The sequence below is a fragment of the Mammaliicoccus lentus genome (genome assembly GCF_002902755.1).
GTDB classification, from domain to species: Bacteria; Bacillota; Bacilli; order Staphylococcales; family Staphylococcaceae; genus Mammaliicoccus; species Mammaliicoccus lentus.
In genome coordinates, this window is record NZ_PPRS01000073.1 from 53131 (window position 1) to 75574 (window position 22444).

Sequence of the window (22444 nt, forward strand, 5' to 3'; positions counted from 1 at the left end):
TCACGTTTTCTAAGAAATGACAACAACTGCGCCCTAAACAACACTATTTTGTATCATACAAAAAAATGGTAGCTCATATGAGCTACCATTTTTCTTTAATTTTCATCTTTTGCTTGTTCTGCAGCTTGTTCTGCTGAACTAGAGCTGGATGAGCTATTAGTGGAACTATCACTTGAGGAATCATCTTCATCACCATCAGAGTCGGAGTCAGAGGATTCTTCAGTTGTAGGTTGTTCCGTTGTTACATCTTCATTACGTGCTTGTTGTGGAGATGTATTAGATTGTGTTGAATTCTGTGTTGAGTTTCTTTGTGTTGTTTGTGCTTCATTTGTATTTACGTTGTTATTGTTGTTTGAGAAATTGTAACTGTCATTGTTTTCTTGTTCGTTGCCAGTGTCTGGTGATGAACTAGTTGTTGTTTGATTATCCTCATTACCAGCAACACTTAAGCTCTTGCCGCTACCTGATACTGAATCTGGTTTTTCAAAGTCAGTGCCATCGTAACTTGAAATTTGACTCATTACATCTTTGAATAACGTTTGTGGTTTTACTTGTTCGTCATGTCCTAAGAATGAGTTTTCACCGTATTCTTTAACTTTAGTGAAGCCCATCCATACTGACATTGTGTACTGTGGTGTATAACCAGTAATCCAAACGTCTTTAGCTGCATTTTCAGGTAAGTTATATTCAGTGTAAACTTCGTCACCATAAGTACCTGTACCTGTCTTAGCAGCTACGTTAAGTCCGCTAATACCCATTCCGTAAGCTGAACCATAAGGATCGAATGTTCCTTTAAGCATTTCAGTTAACATATAAGCAGTGTAATCTTCCATAGCTTTATGGCTTTCTTTAGAGAACTTAATTGTTTCATCATCTTGTGTTACAACTTTTCTTATTGATTTAGCTTCGTTGTATGTTCCGCCGTTACCCATAGAAGCAAATGCTGATGCTAATTGAGTAGTGGAGAATTCAGATTGTGAACCACCAAGTACTTCTGATGGACCGATTGTATCTTTATAATTTAAGTTTACTTTAGATGCGAAGTCTCTAACAGCTTTCTCACCAGCGTTTTGGTTTGTTTCTTGCCAAGCTTTTAATGCTGGTATGTTATAAGATCTTGCAAGTGCATCAGCCATTGTTACTGAGCCATGTCCTTTACCATCATAGTTCTTAAATATGCTACCGTTAATATTATATTCATTTTCATCTTGGAACTTATGGTTTGTAGCATACTGCATATTTTCAATAGCTGGACCATAAGCAAGTAATGGTTTTAATGATGAACCAGTAGGGTGGGCATCTGTTGCTTGGTTTCTATCTACAACATCTTTATAATTCTTACCACCACTAATACCTACAAGTTTACCAGTCTTCGTATCTACTATTGAAGAACCAGCAATTTGGTCATCGTTTTTATAGAATGTACCATTGTCGATTGAATCTTGTAATGTTTTTTGTACACCTTTGTCCATATTTGTGTAAATCTTAAGTCCGCTTGTCATAATATCGTTTAATGACTGTTTCTTGAATGCTTTGTTTTCTTTAAGTTCTTGTTTAACGTAGTTAACATATGATGCATATTCATTGTCTGGTGTTTCAGTCATTGCATCGTTTCTTTCTTCTACAGTACGTTTGATTAAGTTTTTATCTATTGGTGTATCTTGTGCTTCTTTCATTTCTTTCTTAGAAATTCTACCATGTCTTTCCATTAAGTAGAGTACAGTATCTTTACGCTTTTCAGCACCTTCAGGATTATCATATATATTATATTGGTTAGGTACTTGAGGTAAACCAGCTAAATAAGCAGTTTCGGCTAAATTAAGATCTTTTAGCTTCTTATCAAAATAATATTTAGCAGCTGTTTGAGAACCGTAAATACCATCTGAATAGTAGATTTTATTTAAATACATTTCAAAGATTTCATCTTTAGAGTATTCTTGTTCTAATCTGTATGAAAGATAAGCTTCTTGTGCTTTTCTCTCTACTGATTTCTTATCTGTTAAGAATGAGCGTTTAACAACTTGTTGTGTTAATGTTGAAGCACCTTGTGAGCCAAATCCGCCCGTAAAGTTTTTCATAACAGCTCCAGATAAACGTTTGTAGTCTAAAGCACCATGTTCATAAAATCGATTATCTTCTGTTGCTAATACTGCATCTTTCATTTTGTCAGGAACATCATCAAATTTTACGTGTTCACGTTTTTGTCCCATGTATAAGGTTGTTACGAGGTTGTCGTTCTTATCGTAAATCTTAGTTGGTAATTGGTCTTTCAAAGCACTTTCATTGAAAGCAGGAGCTTTCCAAGCATAGTATGCAAATAATAGAACACCTACTATGACCATTGCCAAAAATGCTAGAACAAGGATACCAAACACCTTGATTATAGTTCTTTTGATATTCCTCTTCTTCTTAGGTTGTTCTTTGTTATTTTTACTATTAGAAGCTTTTGATTTACTCATTTGAGCGCCTCACTTTCTATTTTTATCAATTGATCAACTATTTTTATGTAGTCTATTCTAGGTCTATATTGGTAAGGAATTAAATAACCATCTCTTTCGATTTCTTGTTTAGTGATTGATTTTTTGCCTCCTGATTTATATCTGTCCCAATATACCATGAATTTCCTAAAAGGCAATAAAAATACGCTATCATGGTAGCTGAATTTTATCAATAAAAAACATATGCCTTTTTGTTTTAAAATTTGGTTCATGTGAGAAACTTGATGATCATGAATGTTATTTAAAGGGAAACTCGTTTTGTTTTTAGTTTCTTTGGCTTCAAAGTCAATATAATATCCTTGGTAAATACCATTATAATCTGTAGTAGAAGGCTTTCTAAAATAAGCTTCCTTAATAACAGCTTTTTGTCTCTTCGGATAATCTACATCAACAATTTGCACTGGTGTCGGTTTTTTATGAATAACTGCGATTTCTTCTAATCTATAAAATTGATTAGATTTATCAATTTCCTCTTCTAAATTCATCCCACGTTTACCATATTGTATTTTACTATAATTTGTCTGGGTTTGCCGTGAGACTTTAGAAGTATTTTTTGAAACTTTTTTACCATTTGGATAATTCAAATACATCACCTAACTTTACTTCATAAAAACTCTACATATTATACCTTATTTCATTATAAGTTACAAAAGTTTTTTATGAAACATATATATTCTAGAACATACCTAGTTATGTTATCATTTTATCGTGAGGTATTATAAATTACAAACTGATTGATAGTAGGGATAAAAATGATTGAAACACTTTTAAATAAACTTACTGAAATGCAAGAAATTTTTAGTAACGCTAAAAATGATCATGAATATGATTTCTATAAAGATGTTGTACCTTTTGTTGAATATGTAGATGAATGTCTAGAACAATTTATACAACATAAAAATACAATATTACAATTACAATATATGAATGAACAAAAGTTCGAATTATTAATAGATAACTATAAAGAATTATCAGTAGAATGCCATTATAAACGTACAAGTAAAAAACTATTTCTAGAAAAACATAAAGCTGTTCAACATGATTTAAAATATATACAAACACATTTAGGTGATTTGTCATGAGTTCTATTTATTTTACAGGGTATAAGCCTTTTGAGTTAAATATTTTTAAAGATGACCAACCAGAAGTAAAAGTCATTAAAGCTTATATTAAAGAATTGATAGAAAATGAAATAGAAGAGGGGCTTGAATGGGTTATTATTTCAGGACAGCTTGGTTTTGAATTATGGTCCGCTGAAGTTACGATTGATTTAAAAAATAAATACCCAGATTTAAAGCTCGCAGTTTTGACTCCTTTTCTAAATCATTTTAATAAATGGAATGAAACAAACCAGCAAAAGTATCAAAACATCGTCATGAATGCTGACTATGTCAACGCTATACATCAAAGTGAATATCAAGGCGCGTTTCAATTTCAACAAGCTAATGATTTCATTTTAGATAATACTGACAAGACCATTTTATTTTATGACGACGAACAAGAAGCTTCACCAAAGTACTTTAAGACTAAGTTAGTTGATTTTGCGGAAAAGACAAATTATACTTATAATGTTATAACATTCATGGATTTACAGGATTTTATGGAATTTAATTATAATAATGGAAATGAATCTTATTAAATGAGGTGTAAAAATGGCTGATGTAACTTTGAAGTTATCTGCTAAAGATATTTACGAGAAAGAATTTGAAAGAGGTCTAAGAGGTTTCAAGACTGAAGAAGTCGATGCATTTTTAGATGACATTATTTCTGATTATCAAAAAATGGCAGACTTAAATAATGAAGTCATTAAATTAACTGAAGAAAATAGTAAATTAAATAAAGAAATCGAACAATTAAGGATTAGAGTTGCCTCAGGTAGACCACAAGGCTCTCAACAATACAGCTCTAATAACGTCGATATTTTAAAGAGAATTTCAAATCTTGAAAAAGCTGTATTTGGTGAATAAAAGATAGTTATTAATCATATTTTATGATATAATTCTTCTTTGAGTGATATTTCGGGTAATCGCTACGTAAAGTAGAGGAAAGTCCATGCTCACACATTCTGAGATGAATGTAGTGTTCGTGCTTGGTGAAACAATAAGCCAGGGCAATAATTGACGGCAACGAAATAACCTAAGTTTATTTTAAATATGGTTAGTGTAGTTTGAAAGTGCCACAGTGACGTAGCTTCTACAGAAATGTAGAAGGTGGAACGCGGTAAACCCCTCGAGTGAGCAATCCAAAATTGGTAGGAGCACTTCTTTGACGGAAATGAACGGAATAAGAAGGTATGTTAAACATACAGACAGATGATTATCACTGGCGTACGAGTGTAACTAGTACACGTTTGAAGTACTAAAGGACAGAACATGGCTTACAGATTTATCACTTACTAGTGTCGCTCTCCCACGCAGGAGAGCTTTTTATTTGGAAATAATATTAAATTTAATATAAAGGAGTATATACATGTATCAATTACTCGCTACTAGTCCAATGGGATTAGAATCAATTGTTGCTAAAGAAGTTCAAGAACTTGGCTATGAAACAACAGTAGAAAACGGTCGCGTATTATTTGAAGGTGACGAAACTGCAATAGTGAAAGCAAACTTATGGTTACGAACAGCTGACAGAGTCAAAATCGTAGTCGGACGCTTTCATGCTACCACTTTTGATGAACTTTTTGAAAAGACAAAATCATTACCATGGGAAAGTGTTATCGGAGCTAAAGGTATGTTCCCTGTTCAAGGTAAAAGTGTAAAATCTAAACTCTTCAGTGTTTCTGACTGCCAAGCAATTGTTAAAAAAGCAATTGTTGAAAGACTTAAACATGTATATAACATAAAAGGTTGGATTGATGAAACAGGTAGTAAGTATCAAGTAGAAGTTTCAATGTTGAAAGATGAAGCATTCCTTACTATTGATACTTCTGGTTCAGGATTGCATAAAAGAGGCTATAGATTAGCACAAGGTGAAGCACCAATGAAAGAAACATTAGCAGCAGCACTTGTTCGCTTAACGAATTGGAAAGGTGAAACACCATTTATCGATCCGTTCTGTGGTTCTGGAACAATTGCTATAGAAGCTTGTTTAATCGCTCAAAATATAGCACCAGGATTTAATCGAAGCTTTGCAAGTGAAGAATGGGATATTATACCAGAAGGTTTATTTGAACAATTAAGACAAGAAGCTGATGAAGCTGCTGACTATGATAAAGAAATTAATCTTGTGGCAAGTGATATAGATCCTAAAATGGTAGAAATAGCTAAAGCAAACGCTGATGAAGTAGGTTTAGGAGACGTTATCAAATTTAAAGTACAAGACGTTCACGATGTTTCAGTACCAGAAGGTCCAGTATCTATAATTGGTAACCCTCCATATGGAGAGCGTATAGGTGAGCGAAACGAAGTAGAAGCTATGTATAAACATTTAGGCGAAATTATAAATAAAAACAATCAAGTTTCACTTTATATGTTAACAAGCTATAAAGAATTCGAACATTTAATAGGTCGTAAAGCAACAAAACGAAGAAAACTCTTTAACGGTTATATTGAATGTACTTATTATCAATATTGGGGTAAAAGAAAATAAACCTTATTGTCATAGACAAATCAAACGCGAAGATGCGTGCTGATTTGTCTATTTTTTGTAGTAGGTGGGGTAGTTATTGACACTTCTCATCAAACGTGTCAATAACAGTACCCTTATTGTCTTTTCTCATCAAACGTGTCAACAACATATTGTAAAATCACTGGCTAACGTGCAAGTCCCATTAAACAAGCTCGTTAGCCAATATGATACTACCCAAAATTTATACTAGTTGTTATCTTTATGAAATTCATGGTTCATATTATAGCTAAATTTTATATTTCTTTTTTGTTCTGGAAAAAAATACTTAGTACAAATTCTTCTAACTGTTCTCTCTTTGAATGGACTGCACCAATCTATAGCTTCTTTAATTGTAAATGGACCTCTTTTTAGACAATATAATTCTCTTAAATTATTTATCAAAATTTCTTTATTTAATACATCCGTCTCACAATAAGTACAATAATTATATTTTTGTAAATCTTTAACAATGATAGTGTTTAATTTTTTACAGACTGGACACCTTATTCCTTTTTCAATGGTATTAAATTCGATAAAGTTTTCTCGTTGATAATATTTCGAATGTGTTTTTTCGTATTGTTTAATTTTATTTAAAATCAAAAAATCATTATTAGGACTTTTTATGGGAATAATTTTAGATAGGCTATTTAACTGATGGGGTAGTATAAAATTGTGATAAGGTAATTGTAAATGGTTCGTTAAAATAAAGCAGGAGTTTGTAAATACGACATATGATTCAATATTTACATTAATATCAAGCTTATTACATAAATATCTTAATTCGTGCTCAATTTTTTTCATTTGTATAAAAGGGGATTGAATTTGTGCACCTAATTTACTTTTCATAAAATTTTCTTCAAAATACCATTCCCCGCTAAAGTTTTTTATTTCAAATATGATTAATTTATTTTGATAAATTACTAGAAAATCTATTTGTGTATGATTATTATTTCCTATTTCTAAATTTCTAAAATAACATACATTGCCAGTTGCATCTAATAATGCTTTGAAATATTTTCACCATCATTTCCTGATTGCATAAATAATAAATCTTTACGATGGTCGTTATTGAGTATAACTCTTCCTTCTAAAGACTGAATATATAATTTATAATCTCGTTCGTTCATTTTTCTCCCCTTACAAAAATAGTATGGAACATGCACCTTAACTTAAAATAACATCTCATTTCACTGATTTACTCAGTTATAAATGAGATGTTATGTTTTATTTTGTTGCCAGGAAAGAACATCATAACTGTCCCACTCCTGTTCTAATTATAAAATTACCAAAGCTTGCCTTCTCCCATTCCTTTAGCTCCTGGTGGTGGGTCGGTAAACATTTGTCCGATAGGGAAGGTATAAGCGATTAAGATTAATAATACTGTAACAATGATTAAGAATCTCCAATTCTCTGCGAATTTAATAACTGGTGCGTCTTGATCTAAAGCTTCAGCTACTGGGTATTCTTCGTCTCCTTTAGGTGAAAGGAAAACTAAATGTATAAATACCATTACTACTAAGATAATTGATATAAATAGTATCGTTCCGCCAACTGCTTGCAGTATTTGATATGGAACCCATTCAGCTGCTTGTTTAGATCCACCGTATGTTGAAAATGCAGATCTTCTAGGTGCCCCTTTAACTAAACCGATATAATGCATTGCGCCACTCATAACCGTCATCCCAATTGCCCATGTATAACCTTGAATAATCGCTAATTTATTTGTAAACTTAGTTAATTTTCTACCTGTACAATGTGGTATTAACCAATACATCATACCAAAGAACGTTAGTATTACTGCTGAAGCAACTGTTAAATGGAAGTGTCCAGTAACCCAAATTGTATTATGAATTAATCCATTCATTTGTGCCGAAGCGTTTACTAAACCACCAGCACCACCTGGTATAAACGCTAGCATTCCTAAAAACGGTAATACAAATCTTGCATCATTCCATGGTAGAGATTTAAACCAACCGAATAAACCTTTATATCCTAATGAACGCCCATAATTTTCAAAAGTTGCAAAAAGGCTAAACGCTGTCATAAATGATGGTACGACAACCATGAATGTTAAAATAACTTGGAAGTATTTCCATATATCATCAATACCTGGTTCAACTAATTGATGATGAATCCCAACTGGAATACTGAAGAATAAGAATAGCATGAATGACATTCTAGCTAAATTGTCCGAGAAAGCTTTTGCACCAATAATTTTTGCACCAATAATTTTTGGAACAATAGCATACCAACACATATAAGCAGGCAAAAGCCAAAAGTAAACAAGTGCATGTCCAAAATACCAAAAGAGTGTTCTACTTAATGAGACGTCGACTCTTTCAACTAAACCTAAAGACCAAGGTATAAGTTGGAAAAGAACTGTTGATGCTACCCCTAAAGAGCAGACAATCCACATTACATCGTTAATCGTAACCATATAACTTAATAATGGTGATTTCTTACCAGGATTCTTTTTCTTAAATTCTGCATATTTTAAAATTTGTCCACTTACAGAAATCCAACTACCAACTACGACTAAAGCCATTCCAACATAGAATATAACGTGTGCTTTCAAAGGTACATAAAATGTATATAAAACAGTTGCCTTATTTAAAAGGACCATAGTTGCAGCCATTGCTGTACCTACAACCATTACCCAAAATCCAATCCAACCTAACTTTCTTTGTAGTGGTGACAGATTTCCTGCCGTCTTCGCTACTGCTGAATATTGGAATCCAATAATAAAGAAAGTCGTTAATACTAACGCTAATACAATACCGTGTACAGTAAGTATTTGATAGTATGAAATTGATTTAGGTAGTTGTAATAAACCTGATCTAACAAAAGTTTGTAGTAAACCTGCGAGTCCCCCTAGGATTAAACAACAAATTGCTACGTACATATGTGCCATAACAAGTTTACTATCTTTTTTGCTTAAACGTTCTATCATTTCTTATCCACAACCTTTATCATCGACTTCATATCGGCATGTCCAATACCACAATATTCATTACATAAAATGAGGTATTCACGTTTTTCGTCAAACTTTTTTTCATACTGACTTATGTGTCCAGGTTCTAACATCATATTTACGTTCGTACCTGGTAAACTAAAGCCATGTAACGTATCTTTGCTTGTAGCAATGATTTTTACTTTAGATCCTTTCGGTATTTCAACCTTTGCTGGTTGATAGCTAAATGCTGAAGCTACGAATACAAGTTCATAGTCATAGTCTTTCCCGCTAACTTTGTGCAAACCTGGTTTATTAAATGGTTCAATTTCATCAACTCTATCAGGGTTAATGTATTCTCTACCTGATGCTGCTGGCGTGTGTCCGTTATGTAACGCCGTAATGATTAATATCGCTAAAAATAGAACTAAGGAACTGATTCCAGTTGTCAGCCAGATTTTTTCATACTTATGCACGTAAATCCCCCTTAAATTCTTACAAGATATAAAATGAAACAAATTACCCATAATACTGCAAAAATACCTCCTATTGTAAAAACTGAATACAATGTTCCACTTAAGTCTAAATCGTCATGTGAATGGTGTTCAGCTTCTTTAATCGTTTTATTATTTTGCCTTGTCATATGATTCATCCTTTCTTATATTCTCTTCATTACTTATAATAGAGTAGAGATTGAGAAAAATATGTGATTTAAATCACATTATCAAAATTATTTGCGCTTATTTAAAGGGGATTAATAATGAAAAGCAATCAAGAATCATTAGACTTATTATATAAATTGAAAAAAGAAATCGAAAAATCTTCGAACATTTCATTGATTAAGCAAATTAATGAAATGATAAAAAAAGTTTATAACAAACAATATACTGTAAGTTTTGTCGGCCACTTTTCTGCAGGTAAATCAACATTAATAAACAATGTCATTGGACAGAATATTTTACCGAGTTCACCAGTACCGACGACAAGTAACACTGCACAATTAATATCATCTAATCAAAATAGCATTTCGGTAAATTTAAATGATAATCAATATACAGTCGTACAAGAACAAGAAGACGTAAAGAAGTTAAATACTGAGGATAGGGAAGTAGAGTCGATAGAAATTGAATTTACGTCTGATAAATTTAATAGAGGATTTACTTTCCAAGATACACCGGGCGTAGACTCAATGAGTGATAATCATAGAGAAAGTGCTTTTCAATATTTATTAACATCAAATTACGTATTTTATACTGTCGATTATAATCATGTTCAATCAGACATGAATTTTAACTTTATAAAGTCATTAAACAAACTTGATATACCAGTCATTCTAGTCGTAAATCAAATTGACAAACATGATGATGAAGAAATTTCATTTGAAATTTATAAAAATCGTGTGAATAAAGCACTAAAAGATTGGAATTTAAACGTAGAAGAAGTATTTTATGTTTCTAAATTTGAAACTAAATATAACGAGAAAGAAAAGTTTAATCATTTTATTCACGAATTAGATAAAAATAGAACAGAACATCAACATTTTATTGAACGCGTGACAAATTATATTAAAAACGATCAACTAGAATATATTAAGAATAATATGGAAGACATTCTATCTGAAATCGATTCTACTGAAGAAACTTTTGATGAAGATTACAAAGCTTACAAAGAAAAGTACAACGTACAAAATGAGCATTCACTTATACAAAATAAAGATGAATTCAGACAAAACTTAAAAGACACGAGAAAAGAAATATTAGATAATGCTTATTTAATGCCTTATGAAATGAGAGAAACAATTAGAAAATATTTAGAAACAACAGCGAAGGAATATAAGGTTAAATGCTTATTTAATAAAGAAAAGAAAAAAGAAGCCATACAAAATGAAAAATTAGATTTAGTTAAAGAACAATTAGATTTAAAAATTCATGATGAAATAACTAAAGTATGGATTAAGTCATTAGAAAATTTAAATAAATATATTAATGACTCAAATCTGTTTGAAAAAATAATTAATCAAAAATATACAATTTCTAAAGAAGCTTTAGCTGAACATGTACAAGAACAACCGAACATTACTAATGACTATGTCTTAATATATACAAAAGGTATTACGGATATCATCACAAGACAAATTCGAAATGAAACGAATAGTATAATAGAAGAAATCGTTCAAAATAGCGAAGTAAAAGTTAATTCAAATGAAAATACGGATCAACTAAGCTTATATGAAGAATATATAGAATATAACGAATTATTAACTTCGCTCGTAACAAATAATTTCCAGCATTATTATATACACTTAGATGAATCTATAGATAAATTGATTGATCGTACATATGTAAAAATAGAAGACTTAAACATTAACAACAACGAAGCAAAAGTTAAAAAGACATCTGAGAACATAATTGAACACAAAGAAAGTAACATGGCATTATTGAAAGAAAAAGTTCAAACTTTATCTGATTTACCGATATATCAAAGTGAAGTAACAAATATTAAAAATCAAATAGAGCGAATGGATGAAAACATAACAAAAATTGCTGTTTTCGGTACATTTAGTGCTGGTAAAAGTAGTTTAATCAATGCTATCTTAAAACGACCAATACTATTAAGTTCACCAAATCCAACTACAGCTAGTATTACAGAAATTAGCTATGGTAATACACAAGAAGTGTTGTTTAAGACATATGATCAGTTATTAGAAGAAATAAATCATATTACGGAATTCGCTAATCAATCATATGAATCGATAGAATCATTTATTAAAGACAAGAATATTAAAAGTCATCCATCCTTATCAAGTAATCACTTAGCATTTTTTGAGGCGATAGAAACAAACTTTTATGAATACGTAGAAGCCTTAAATAATAATAAACCTGTACAATTTGAACTAGAAGAACTTGAAAAATTAACAGCTAATGATACACACGCTGCATTTGTTCATAAAATTCATTTAAGATTAGAAGAGGATTGGTTAAAAGATAAAGTTATAATAGACTCTCCAGGTTTGAACTCAAACAACCAACGTCATACAAGAGAAACTGAACAAATCATTGCATCTAGTGACCTTATCATTTATGTCAGCTACTATAATCATGCATTTACAGATAAAGATGGAGAATTTCTATCATATATGCGCGACATGAATAATTTGCAGCAATCTCAAGGTTTAAAATTCGTAATAAACGCGATTGACTTAGCTGAATCCGAAGAAGATAAAGAAGCTGTTATTTCATATGTAGAATCATCTTTAGATGCATTAAATATTAAACCTGAGTGTTACCCAGTCTCAAGTAAAAATGCTATTAAAGGATATGACGAATACTTCACAAAATTTATGAACGCGCTTGATCATTTTGTAAAAGTTGAAAGTAAACAAGTTCTACAGTCACAAGTAGAATCTAGAATTAATCAATTAGAAAATGAACTAGAACAAATGGTTACTACGTATAGACAAGATAAAGATCAATTCGAAAAAAGAAAAGATACTTTACTTAAATATAAAAATCAAACAAACTTTAACAATCAAATTGTCGTGAAGTCACATCATCAATTAGATAAAGAAATAGATGACCAACTATATTATCTAAAAGACAGACTCATGATTCAGTTAAATGATATCGTGAAAAAACATTTTAATACTTCAACCGTTACAAATGATTTCAAAACTTCATTACAAACGAGCACGAAACAATATATAGATGATATTAACAAAAAGTTAAGTTTGGAAAGTTCATTAATTACTGAAAGACTGAAGAATTTTTATAATAAAACTTTTGATGAATTATTAACACCTACAATAGTAGAATTAAATGAAGCATCAATTTTAATTTCTAAATTCAAGCACGAATTTGAAAATAAAGTTTCAGTTCATGCAATCAGTATCCATTTAAATGATTTAGCTGATAAAACTGTTCGAACAATATCTAAAAAAGATCTATTAAAAACATCTAAAGCTAAAGAGATTCAAAAAGGGATTCTAAATGATACAATGGAATTAATTGATTCTCCAATAGTAACTTTTGATGATGAAATTAAACAAAATTTAAACGGTTATGATGAACAAGCAGAACAATACATTGAAGAATACAATATAGAAACAAATAAACTTATCGATTCTTACTTATCTATTAATATTAATAATGATTTAATAGAAAGAATTGAAAAAATCTTAAAAGAAATATAGAGGCGAAATAAATGGCAAATAGAATTTTATTAATAGATGGAATGGCTTTATTATTTAGACACTTTTATGCGACGAGTGTACACAAACAATTTATGAGAGATTCAGCTGGTACACCAACAAATGCAATTCAAGGATTTGTAAGACACGCATTTACAGCTGTTAACGACATAAAACCTACCCATGTGGCAATATGTTGGGATATGGGTTCAAAAACATTTAGAAATGATATGTTTGAAGCATACAAATCAAATCGTGTTGCACCACCAGAAGAAATGGTACCTCAATTTGATAAAGCTAAAGATATAGCTTCAAAATTAGGTTTCTGTAACTTAGGCATTACTAATTACGAAGCAGATGATGTAATTGGTACTATTAGTAAAAAAGCACAAGCAAAGGGACATGAAACATATATCGTGAGCGGTGACAGAGATTTATTACAATGTATAGATACTGATGTACATGTATGGTTAACTAAAAAAGGATTTAACCTATATAATAAATATGATTTAACCAGATTTAGAGAAGAATACGGTTTAGAGCCATGGCAATTAGTAGATGTAAAAGCATTTATGGGTGATACAGCAGATGGTTATCCAGGTGTTAAAGGAATAGGCGAGAAAACTGCTATTAAATTAATACAAGAACATCAATCCGTAGAAAATGTTATGGCTAATCTAGAAACATTAACACCAGGCCAACAAAATAAAATTACAACTTATCAAGCTGACTTAGAAATGTCTAAACGTTTAGCAGCAATTCATACAAATGTACCACTTGAAACAGAAGAATTATTGGCAAAAATGGAATACAATCATCATATAGAAAATTCAATTACTATTTGTAATGAACATGAATTATTCGTTTCAAGTAAATACTTGATGAGTAATTTTTCATAATGACAGACGAGACTGGGACATAAATACATGTCTCAGCCTCTTTAATTATAATGGCAGTAGCTGACTGGATTGAAAAAGCGCTTATATCAAGCTTTTTCCAATCCTAGTCATCCTTGCCGGGGTGGGATTAATAAAGAATCAAGTGTTGATATTGGATTAATGAGGTAGAAAATCCAACTAAACCACGCTTTGTTGGATTAACTAAGCCGTAAATCCAAAGTAAATTATGATTTAGAAATTACCTTAATAACAACTAATACGATCAATGTAAAAAACGAGTCTGAGACATTTACTCATGTCCCAGACTCGTTTTTTAATTTATTTAGATTTTTTCAAATGCTTTCTTAAAGCAGTTTGAGCAAGTTGGTTCGCTTCCTTATTCTTAGCACGTGGAATCCATTTTACGAATACTAAATCAAATTTTGTTTCTAATTTTTTAAAAGCTTCAAAATACGGTTTAAACAAAGCGTTTTTAGTAAATCTCTTATTTAAACTATCTTCGATCAACTTAGAATCTGTATACACTAATGCTGTCTTTACATCTAATTCATGAGCTTTCTCTAAAGACTTTATAAAAGCTACCCATTCAGCACTATGGTTATCTAATGATCCGATGTACTCCGTAAAGTGATATCTTTCATTATCAATAATGATGACAGAAGCACAAGTACTTTCTCCAGGATTACCTTTAGTAGCAGCATCAAAATATATTTGTGGCATGATATTCAACTCTTTCAATTTAAATGTTCAATATTTTAAACTTACACGAACACCGGTCATACTTCAAACAAAACAAAGATTTATAATTAGTCTCCAACAAAAATAAAATTACATTTTCAAAACAAAAGTTTTTTACATTTTTGTGAATTTAAATAAATAAAACATAGATTTTTATAAAAATAGTATTTACATACAAAAATAAGGTGGTATACTAATTTGGTGCAAATTACAATTAGTTCCATTTCTTATTGGACGGAACTTGAAATAATTTTTTATTCTATGATTAAATAATTGAATTTGCATAAAATGATTGTGCACTTGACTCATATTAATGATTCAATTAAATAAAATGTACATCTTGTGATTAATATCAAAACTGAATAGTAAAAATGAATCGCCTTATGAGTTAAGTTGCTCTCCAAAAATAAAAATATAAAGGAGTTTACTGATGGATAAGCAACGGCGATTACAGAAGTTTAGTATTAGAAAGTATACTGTTGGAGCGTGCTCGATATTGGTCGGGACTCTCATATTCCTAAGCTCTCCAACAAACCATGCTTTTGCATCTGAAAATAATGTAGATGCTACTAAACTTGAAGTAACAGAAAAAGAGAAAGAAAATGAAGTAACAAAAGCTGAAAAGGTAATGTGACAATTACACCTACGAGTGCGATACCTGCAGGTGAAATCACGGCTACAGCGACAGATACAGCTGTTCGTCCAAATACTTCTTTACCTTCTACTCCGAAGGTAGCGACAAGACTTACAGACGCAGAAAGATTTAACCCAACTGGTAAAAATCAATCAGTTGAGTTAAAGGGTACACCAAACGCTGAACAGTCTATCAATACAACTGGCTTGCCTACTGGTACCCGCTACGAGTATACAGCAGCAGTAGATACAAGAACGACTGGTGATAAAAATGCGACAGTTCGTGTAACTTACCCAGATGGTAGTCATGATGACGTACCAGTTGTTGTAGAAGTTGAGGATAATACACCTCCAGTCGGTCCAAATCTTAACTATCAAAGAAGCGAGAAAGGTGTAGCAATCGGACCAATTACACTTCCAAAAGCGGCAGATAATAGTGGTGATATTGATCCAACAAGCGTAACTGGCTTACCGGCAGGTTTAACGTACAATAGTCAAACTAGACAAATTACAGGTACGCCAACTGCTGAAGGTAACAATAAAGTTATAGTTACTTATAGAGACCCAAGTGGTAATAGTATTACTAAAGCTTTTCAATACGAGGTAGTAGATACAACAGCACCACCTAAACCTGTTATTCAAACGGATTTAACAGAAAAAGCTGGTACAACGACACCGATTAGTGTAACTGCAGAGCCTAACTCTAGAGTTCAAATTTTTGATAAAGATGGTAATAAGCTTGGTGAAGGCACGGCAAACGCTCAAGGTAATGTCACAATTACACCTACTAGAGCGATACCAGCAGGTAGTGTAACAGCGAAAGCGACGGATGCATCTAACAATACGTCATTAGCATCTGATATAGTGAATGCTACTGTACGACGTACAGACGCAGATAGACTTAATCCAACTGGTAAAAAACAAACAGTTGAGTTAAAAGCGACACCTAACGCTGAACAATCGATTAATACAACTGGCTTACCGAGTGGCACGCGTTACGCGTACACAACACCTGTTGATACAACAACGACTGGTGATAAAAATGCGACTGTTCGTGTAACTTATCCAGATGGTAGTCATGATGATGTCGCTGTAGTGGTGGCAGTAAATGACACAATGCGTCCAACAGCACCAGATATTCAAGAAAAGAGAAGTGAAAAAGGTTCACCAATTCAAGCATTCACACTTCCAAAAGCGACAGACAATAGTGGCGAGATTAATCCAACAAGTGTAACAGGCTTACCGGCAGGTTTAACGTTTGATAACCAAACAAAACAAATTACAGGTACGCCAACGACTGGTGATAAAAATGCGACTGTTCGTGTAACTTATCCAGATGGTAGCCATGATGATGTCGCTGTAGTGGTGGCAGTAAATGACACAATGCGTCCAACAGCACCAGATATTCAAGAAAAGAGAAGTGAAAAAGGTGCACCAATTCAAGCATTCACACTTCCAAACGCGACAGATAATAGTGGCGAAATTAATCCAACAAGCGTAACGGGCTTACCGGCAGGTTTAACGTTTGATAACCAAACAAAACAAATTACAGGTACGCCAACTGCTGAAGGTAGAAGCACTGTGACGGTTACTTATAGAGATCCAAGTGGTAATAGTGTAACTAAAGAATTCATTTATAAAGTAATCGACTCTACACCGCCTGCGAAACCTGTTATCGAAACAGATTTAACAGGTAAAGCTACTAAGAAAGAACCAATTACTGTTAATGCCGAGCCTAATTCTAAAGTTGAATTATTTGATAACAAAGGTAATAAGATTGGGGAAGGTACGGCTGATGATCAAGGTAATGTCGTGATTACACCGACGAAACCAATACCAGAAGGTAATGTGACAGCGAAAGCGACAGATACAGCTGAAACACCTAATACTTCTGAAGCTTCTAATCCAAAGAAAGCAACTGATAATACAGCGCCTGCGAAACCTGTGATTCAAACTGACTTAAGAGGTAAAGCTGGTACAAAAGAACCAGTTACGGTTCAAGCTGAACCGAAATCTAAAGTGGAACTATTCGATAAAGATGGTAATAAGATTGGAGAAGGTACGGCGAATGACCAAGGTAATGTCGTGATTACACCGACAAAACCAATACCGTAAGGTAATGTAACAGCGAAGGCAACAGATACAGCTGAAACACCAAATACTTCGTTACCTTCTGATCCGATAAAAGCAACAGATACTACAGCGCCTGCGAAACCTGTCATTCAAACAGACTTAAGAGGTAAAGCTGGTACAAAAGAACCAGTTACGGTTCAAGCTGAACCAAAATCTAAAGTTGAATTATTCGATAAAGATGGTAATAAGATTGGAGAAGGTACGGCGAATGACCAAGGTAATGTCGTGATTACACCGACAAAACCAATACCAGAAGGTAATGTAACTGCGAAAGCGACAGATAAAGCTGAAACGCCAAATACTTCTGAAGCTTCTGATCCGATAAAAGCAACAGATACTACACCTCCTGGTAAACCTGTGATCGAAACTGATTTAACTGGTAAAGGTGGTACAAAAGAACCAATAACAGTCAAAGCTGAACCGGGCACTAAAGTCGAATTATTCGATAAAGATGGTAACAAAATTGGTGAAGGCACAGCTGATAATCAAGGTAATGTCGTGATTACGCCGACAAAACCAATACCAGAAGGTAATGTAAGTGCGAAAGCGACAGATAAAGCTGAAACGCCGAATACTTCTGAAGCTTCTAATCCGAAGAAAGCAACAGATACTACAGCGCCTGCGAAACCTGTCATCCAAACGGACTTAACGGGCAAAGCTGGTACAACTGAACCAGTTACAGTTCAAGCTGAACCAAAATCTAAAGTTGAACTATTCGATAAAAATGGTAATAAGATTGGTGAAGGTACGGCTGATGATCAAGGTAATGTCGTGATTACGCCGACAAAACCAATACCAGAAGGTAATGTAAGTGCGAAAGCGACAGATACAGCTGAAACGCCAAATACTTCTGAAGCTTCTGATCCGATAAAAGCAACAGATACTACACCGCCTGGTAAACCTGTGATCGAAACTGATTTAACTGGTAAAGGTGGTACAAAAGAACCAATAACAGTCAAAGCTGAACCGGGCACTAAAGTTGAATTATTCGATAAAGACGGTAACAAAATTGGTGAAGGTACGGCTGATGATCAAGGTAATGTTGTGATTACACCGACAAAACCTTTACCTGAAGGTGAAATAACAGCAAAAGCAACAGATAAAGCTGAAACACCGAATACTTCGTTACCTTCTGATCCAGTTGTAGTAACAAATCCTAAGGATACTGACAATGATGGTATTCCAGATGACCAAGACCCAGACATCGATGGTGATGGTGTGAACAACAAAGACGAAGGAGCTGCAGGTACTGATCCTACAAACCCTGATTCTGATGGTAACGGAACACCTGATGGCGACGAAGACGCTGATAAAGATGGTATTCCGAATAAAGATGAGTCTGATTCGAATGGTACAACTGTTACGGATAAAGACAAAGATGGTAAACCTGATATCACAACGCCAAAAGACACAGATGGTGATGGTACACCTGATAACCAAGATCCAGACATCGACGGTGATGGTGTGAATAATAAAGATGAGGAAGCTGCAGGCACTGATCCAACAAATCCTGATTCTGATGGAAATGGTACACCTGATGGCGACGAAGACGCTGATAAAGATGGTATTCCGAATAAAGATGAGTCTGATCCAAACGGCACAACTGTTACAGATAAAGACAACGATGGTAAACCTGATATCACAACGCCAGCTAAAGATTCTAACAACAACGGTACTGATAAACCAAATACTGATGGAAACGACAAACCAGGTAAAGATGATGGTACTGATAAGCCAAATACTGGTGGAAACGACAAACCAGGTAAAGATGATGGTTCTGACAAACCAAATACTGGTGGAGACGATAAACCAGGTAAAGATGATGGTACTGATAAACCAAACACTGGTGGAGACGATAAACCAGGTAAAGACAATGGCTCTAACAAGCCAAGTACTGGTGGAGACGACAAACCAGGTAAAGACGATGGTTCTAACAAGCCAAGCACTGGTGCAGATGACAAACCTGGTAAAGACAATACTACTAAACCAGCTGGAAAAGATGGCAATAAAGCAGATGATAACGGTATGACTAACAGTAATAACAACAGTAACAGCAAAGTAAATACTGACGATAAAGCTGATAGTTCAATGCACGAAAAACACAATTCTTCAATGAAACAACAAGGTACTACAAGTTCTAATGGTCAAAATGCAACTAGCAATATGAATAGTAAAGATCAACCATCTAAATCTGATTCAAATAAAGACCATAAAGGTGCAAAAGTATTACCAAACACTGGTGAAGAAGAAAGCAAACAAGCTGGTTTATTAGGTATCACTTCATTATTTGGTGGCCTAGCATTATTATTCAGACGTAAAAAATCTGAAGATAAAGAATAATATTCTCGATGATTTAAGTAAGTTTATTGCTTGAATTTATAAGAGAAGGGAGTGTAACAGAAATCTCATTTTGTTAAAAAGATTTCGTGGGCCCGCTCCTCCGGCAAGGGTGGCTAGGATTGAAAAAAGCTTACTATAAGCATATTTTCAATCCAGTCAGCCACTGCCTATATAAAGAAACAGCCTGAGACATTTATATATGTCCCAGGCTGTTTCCTTATTTCAATAAAAAATCGCTAACCCTTATAAGTATTAGCGATTTTAATTTACTTCTATTTATAATGTTACTCTACAATTTCCCCTTTACGATACATAGATTTAGCTATATAACCAAAAGGCACATTTGTGATTGTTGTTAGTAGTTTTAGGAAGTAAGTAGTTATAAATATTTCAAATAATACAGTTCCAGGCATATTGCCATAGAATGCGATTAGCACGAATATCGCTGTGTCAACAATAGAACTAATAGCTGTACTACCATATGCTCTTATGTAGAATGTACTGTCAGAAGAAAATTTCTTTTTAATGATATTAAATAATAGTACATCTAAATGTTGACCAATAATATATGCGAAAATTGAACCTAGTGCTATTCTTGGCACGATACCAAAAATAGTTTTTAATGCATCTTGTGATACATCTTCTTGTGCTGGTATAAATGTTAATGAACATTGTAATAATATAACCATTACAATGACGGAAGAAAAACCTAACCAAACTGCTTTCTTAGCTTGTTTTCTACCATATATATCATTTAAAATATCCGTTGCAAGATAAATTGAAGCGAACATTACATTTCCGAGTGTTGCACTCACTGAAAATAACTCTACTGTTTTAATAACTTGTATATTTGCTATAATAGTACCTACGGCAACCCAAACAAATAGACCTGTTTTTCCAAATATACGGTATAGAATCAACATTAATATAAATGTGATTAAAAAGGTAATAATACCAAATAATTCATTATACATAACTTTGTTCCTCCTAAATTTTGATATAGCGGGTGTTTAGAAACCGCGATATTCGAACTTAACAATTATAAAGGTCAAAGTTATAAAATGCAATAAGCTTTATAATCCACAATTTATAATACTAATGATATAATTACGGTCTAAGTAAGGAGTGACGCTTATTTTAGTTGAAGATGAAAAAATAGCTATTAAAAAAATAGATCAATTAATGGAGACATATTGCAAAGGATGTTTATTAAAAACGCATTATAGAGAGACGCAAGGCAAACATCAAGCTCATCAATATTGTATATCTGAATGTTCTATAGGTATACGCATAAAACAATTGGGAAACAAACTTCAATAAGGAGGATATTATGGAAATCGTAAGAGTAGAACCAACACCAAGTCCAAACACGATGAAAATCGTATTATCATTCAAGAAAGAGGATAGAACTTCTCAAACATATACTGAAGTCAACGATCACAACCCTGAATTTATCAATCGTATTTTACAGTTAGACGGTATAAGATCAGTCTTTCATGTTATGGATTTCATTGCAGTCGACAAAAAAGGTAAAGAAAACTGGGATACTTTATTAAAAGACGTGACAGCTGCTATTTCTGGTACAGAAGATGATAACGAAGAACAAGAAGCTAAAGTCAATGAACATTACGGGGAAGTTAAAGCTGAAGTATTAAGATTTAAAGGTATTCCTTATCAAATAAAATTAACAACAGAGAATGAAGAAAAAAGAAAACAGCTACCTGAGATTTATATTGATAGTATGTTAAAAGCAACTAAAGATGAGGACAACGTTGTATTTTTAAGAAAATGGGATGATTTAGGTATCCGTTATGGCGAATTAGATGATGTAATGGAAACTGTACAAGAAGAAATTCTTGCATTATATCCAGAATCAATTCTTGAAAATTTAGTTGAAGAAGCTTTAACTAAAGATATTACAATTCCAGAAAAACAATTCATCCATGTTAGTAAGGAAGAATTCGAACAAGAACAAGATTGGAAAACACGTCTAAGAATGTTAAATGATTTTCCAACGCCAACTGAAGATGACTACCCATTACTGGAAGTCGCACTTAATGACGAAAAGCCACAAATTAGACGTATGGCTGTTGTATTGTTAGGTATGATTGAGACGAAAGAAACATTACCTTATTTATATGAAGCTATGAAAGATAAAAATGTAGCAGTAAGAAGAACAGCTGGAGATTGCTTTAGTGATTTAGGCTTTAAAGAAGCTTTACCTGTTATGATTGAAGCTTTAGAAGACCCACAAAAAATCGTAAGATGGCGTGCAGCGATGTTTATTTTTGATGAAGGTGACGAAACTGCTTTACCAGCGCTTAAGAATAGACAAGATGATCCAGCGTTTGATGTTAAATTACAAGTTCAAATGGCTATTGAAAGAATTGAAAATGGCGAAGCTGCTTTAGGTTCTGTTTGGAAACAAATGGCTAACAGAAAAAGAGAGGAGAATTAA

Annotated in this window: 19 protein-coding genes, 1 other RNA gene and 1 pseudogene; 12 read left to right on the forward strand and 9 right to left on the reverse strand. The window is 32.9% G+C overall.

Translation table 11 applies throughout. The features are described from left to right. Positions 1 to 95: 95 nt before the first annotated feature. Together CD135_RS12655 and recU are read right to left on the reverse strand one after the other, a co-directional pair. Complete coding sequence (locus CD135_RS12655) at positions 96 to 2459, reverse strand: transglycosylase domain-containing protein (RefSeq protein ID WP_103269584.1); 2364 nt, start codon at positions 2457 to 2459, stop codon at positions 96 to 98. Next, complete coding sequence (recU, locus tag CD135_RS12660; protein ID WP_017000951.1) at positions 2456 to 3082, reverse strand: Holliday junction resolvase RecU; 627 nt, start codon at positions 3080 to 3082, stop codon at positions 2456 to 2458. The genes CD135_RS12655 and recU overlap by 4 nt, the downstream gene beginning before the upstream one ends. 168 nt (positions 3083 to 3250) lie before the next feature. On the opposite strand from recU, the gene CD135_RS12665 reads away from it, so the two are divergent. The 5 genes from CD135_RS12665 (at position 3251) to CD135_RS12685 (ending at position 6089) form a co-directional block, all read left to right on the forward strand. Then, complete coding sequence (locus CD135_RS12665; protein ID WP_017000952.1) at positions 3251 to 3580, forward strand: DUF1798 family protein; 330 nt, start codon at positions 3251 to 3253, stop codon at positions 3578 to 3580. Continuing rightward, a complete protein-coding gene (locus CD135_RS12670) occupies positions 3577 to 4137 on the forward strand; it encodes an SLOG family protein (RefSeq protein WP_103269585.1) in 561 nt (186 codons plus the stop codon). The genes CD135_RS12665 and CD135_RS12670 overlap by 4 nt, the downstream gene beginning before the upstream one ends. A gap of 13 nt (positions 4138 to 4150) precedes the next feature. Then, on the forward strand, positions 4151 to 4465 hold the full coding sequence (gpsB, locus tag CD135_RS12675; protein ID WP_017000954.1) for a cell division regulator GpsB: 315 nt from the start codon (positions 4151 to 4153) through the stop codon (positions 4463 to 4465). Between the two features lie 47 nt (positions 4466 to 4512). Further along, positions 4513 to 4883: RNase P RNA component class B (gene rnpB, locus CD135_RS12680), an RNA gene on the forward strand. A gap of 84 nt (positions 4884 to 4967) precedes the next feature. Beyond that, complete coding sequence (locus CD135_RS12685; RefSeq protein ID WP_017000955.1) at positions 4968 to 6089, forward strand: THUMP domain-containing class I SAM-dependent RNA methyltransferase; 1122 nt, start codon at positions 4968 to 4970, stop codon at positions 6087 to 6089. Between the two features lie 225 nt (positions 6090 to 6314). On the opposite strand, the pseudogene CD135_RS12690 reads toward CD135_RS12685, so the two are convergent. The 5 genes and pseudogenes from CD135_RS12690 to CD135_RS13095 form a co-directional block, all read right to left on the reverse strand. Further along, positions 6315 to 7088, reverse strand: a pseudogene (locus tag CD135_RS12690) (nuclease-related domain-containing protein); the annotation flags it as partial. Positions 7089 to 7102: 14 nt separating this feature from the next. Then, positions 7103 to 7234 (reverse strand): hypothetical protein, encoded by a 132-nt coding sequence (locus tag CD135_RS13275; RefSeq protein WP_258027600.1) that lies wholly within the window; start codon positions 7232 to 7234, stop codon positions 7103 to 7105. A 155-nt stretch (positions 7235 to 7389) separates the two neighbouring features. After that, a complete protein-coding gene (locus tag CD135_RS12695; protein ID WP_103269587.1) occupies positions 7390 to 9057 on the reverse strand; it encodes a b(o/a)3-type cytochrome-c oxidase subunit 1 in 1668 nt (555 codons plus the stop codon). Further along, complete coding sequence (locus CD135_RS12700) at positions 9054 to 9533, reverse strand: cytochrome c oxidase subunit II (RefSeq protein WP_174700876.1); 480 nt, start codon at positions 9531 to 9533, stop codon at positions 9054 to 9056. Before CD135_RS12700 ends, CD135_RS12695 begins: the two co-directional genes overlap by 4 nt. Before the next feature lie 11 nt (positions 9534 to 9544). Beyond that, the gene (locus CD135_RS13095) at positions 9545 to 9700 is read right to left on the reverse strand and encodes a hypothetical protein (RefSeq protein WP_167543690.1); all 156 of its coding nucleotides are present in this window, start codon (positions 9698 to 9700) and stop codon (positions 9545 to 9547) included. Positions 9701 to 9817: 117 nt separating this feature from the next. Here CD135_RS13095 and CD135_RS12705 point away from each other — a divergent pair, with 117 nt between their 5' ends. Together CD135_RS12705 and CD135_RS12710 are read left to right on the forward strand one after the other, a co-directional pair. Then, a complete protein-coding gene (locus tag CD135_RS12705) occupies positions 9818 to 13246 on the forward strand; it encodes a dynamin family protein (protein ID WP_103269588.1) in 3429 nt (1142 codons plus the stop codon). Positions 13247 to 13257: 11 nt separating this feature from the next. After that, positions 13258 to 14142, forward strand: a complete 885-nt coding sequence (locus tag CD135_RS12710) for a 5'-3' exonuclease (protein WP_103269589.1) — start codon at positions 13258 to 13260, stop codon at positions 14140 to 14142. Between the two features lie 318 nt (positions 14143 to 14460). Here CD135_RS12710 and CD135_RS12715 read toward each other — a convergent pair whose 3' ends face one another. Beyond that, complete coding sequence (locus tag CD135_RS12715) at positions 14461 to 14862, reverse strand: ribonuclease HI family protein (protein WP_064205410.1); 402 nt, start codon at positions 14860 to 14862, stop codon at positions 14461 to 14463. 448 nt (positions 14863 to 15310) lie between these two features. Here CD135_RS12715 and CD135_RS12720 point away from each other — a divergent pair, with 448 nt between their 5' ends. From CD135_RS12720 to CD135_RS12730, 3 genes are all read left to right on the forward strand, one after another. After that, positions 15311 to 15514, forward strand: a complete 204-nt coding sequence (locus CD135_RS12720; RefSeq protein WP_103269590.1) for a YSIRK-type signal peptide-containing protein — start codon at positions 15311 to 15313, stop codon at positions 15512 to 15514. Continuing rightward, positions 15511 to 17628, forward strand: coding sequence for a Rib/alpha-like domain-containing protein (locus tag CD135_RS12725; RefSeq protein WP_103269591.1), 2118 nt, complete (start codon positions 15511 to 15513; stop codon positions 17626 to 17628). The genes CD135_RS12720 and CD135_RS12725 overlap by 4 nt, the downstream gene beginning before the upstream one ends. A gap of 243 nt (positions 17629 to 17871) precedes the next feature. Then, positions 17872 to 19986 carry an Ig-like domain-containing protein gene (locus tag CD135_RS12730; RefSeq protein ID WP_103269592.1) on the forward strand — a complete coding sequence of 705 codons (2115 nt, stop codon included), beginning with the start codon at positions 17872 to 17874 and terminating at the stop codon, positions 19984 to 19986. Between the two features lie 284 nt (positions 19987 to 20270). Here the strand turns inward: CD135_RS12730 and CD135_RS12735 are convergent, their stop codons facing one another. Then, positions 20271 to 20960: a queuosine precursor transporter gene (locus tag CD135_RS12735; RefSeq protein ID WP_103269593.1), complete on the reverse strand. Its 690-nt coding sequence runs from the start codon at positions 20958 to 20960 to the stop codon at positions 20271 to 20273. Positions 20961 to 21111: 151 nt separating this feature from the next. Between CD135_RS12735 and CD135_RS12740 the strand changes: the two genes are divergently transcribed. Both CD135_RS12740 and CD135_RS12745 read left to right on the forward strand, forming a co-directional pair. Further along, on the forward strand, positions 21112 to 21306 hold the full coding sequence (locus tag CD135_RS12740; protein WP_081501341.1) for a zinc-finger domain-containing protein: 195 nt from the start codon (positions 21112 to 21114) through the stop codon (positions 21304 to 21306). A gap of 10 nt (positions 21307 to 21316) precedes the next feature. Beyond that, entirely contained in the window at positions 21317 to 22444 is a 1128-nt protein-coding gene (locus tag CD135_RS12745) for a conserved virulence factor C family protein (RefSeq protein ID WP_017000166.1), read from the forward strand.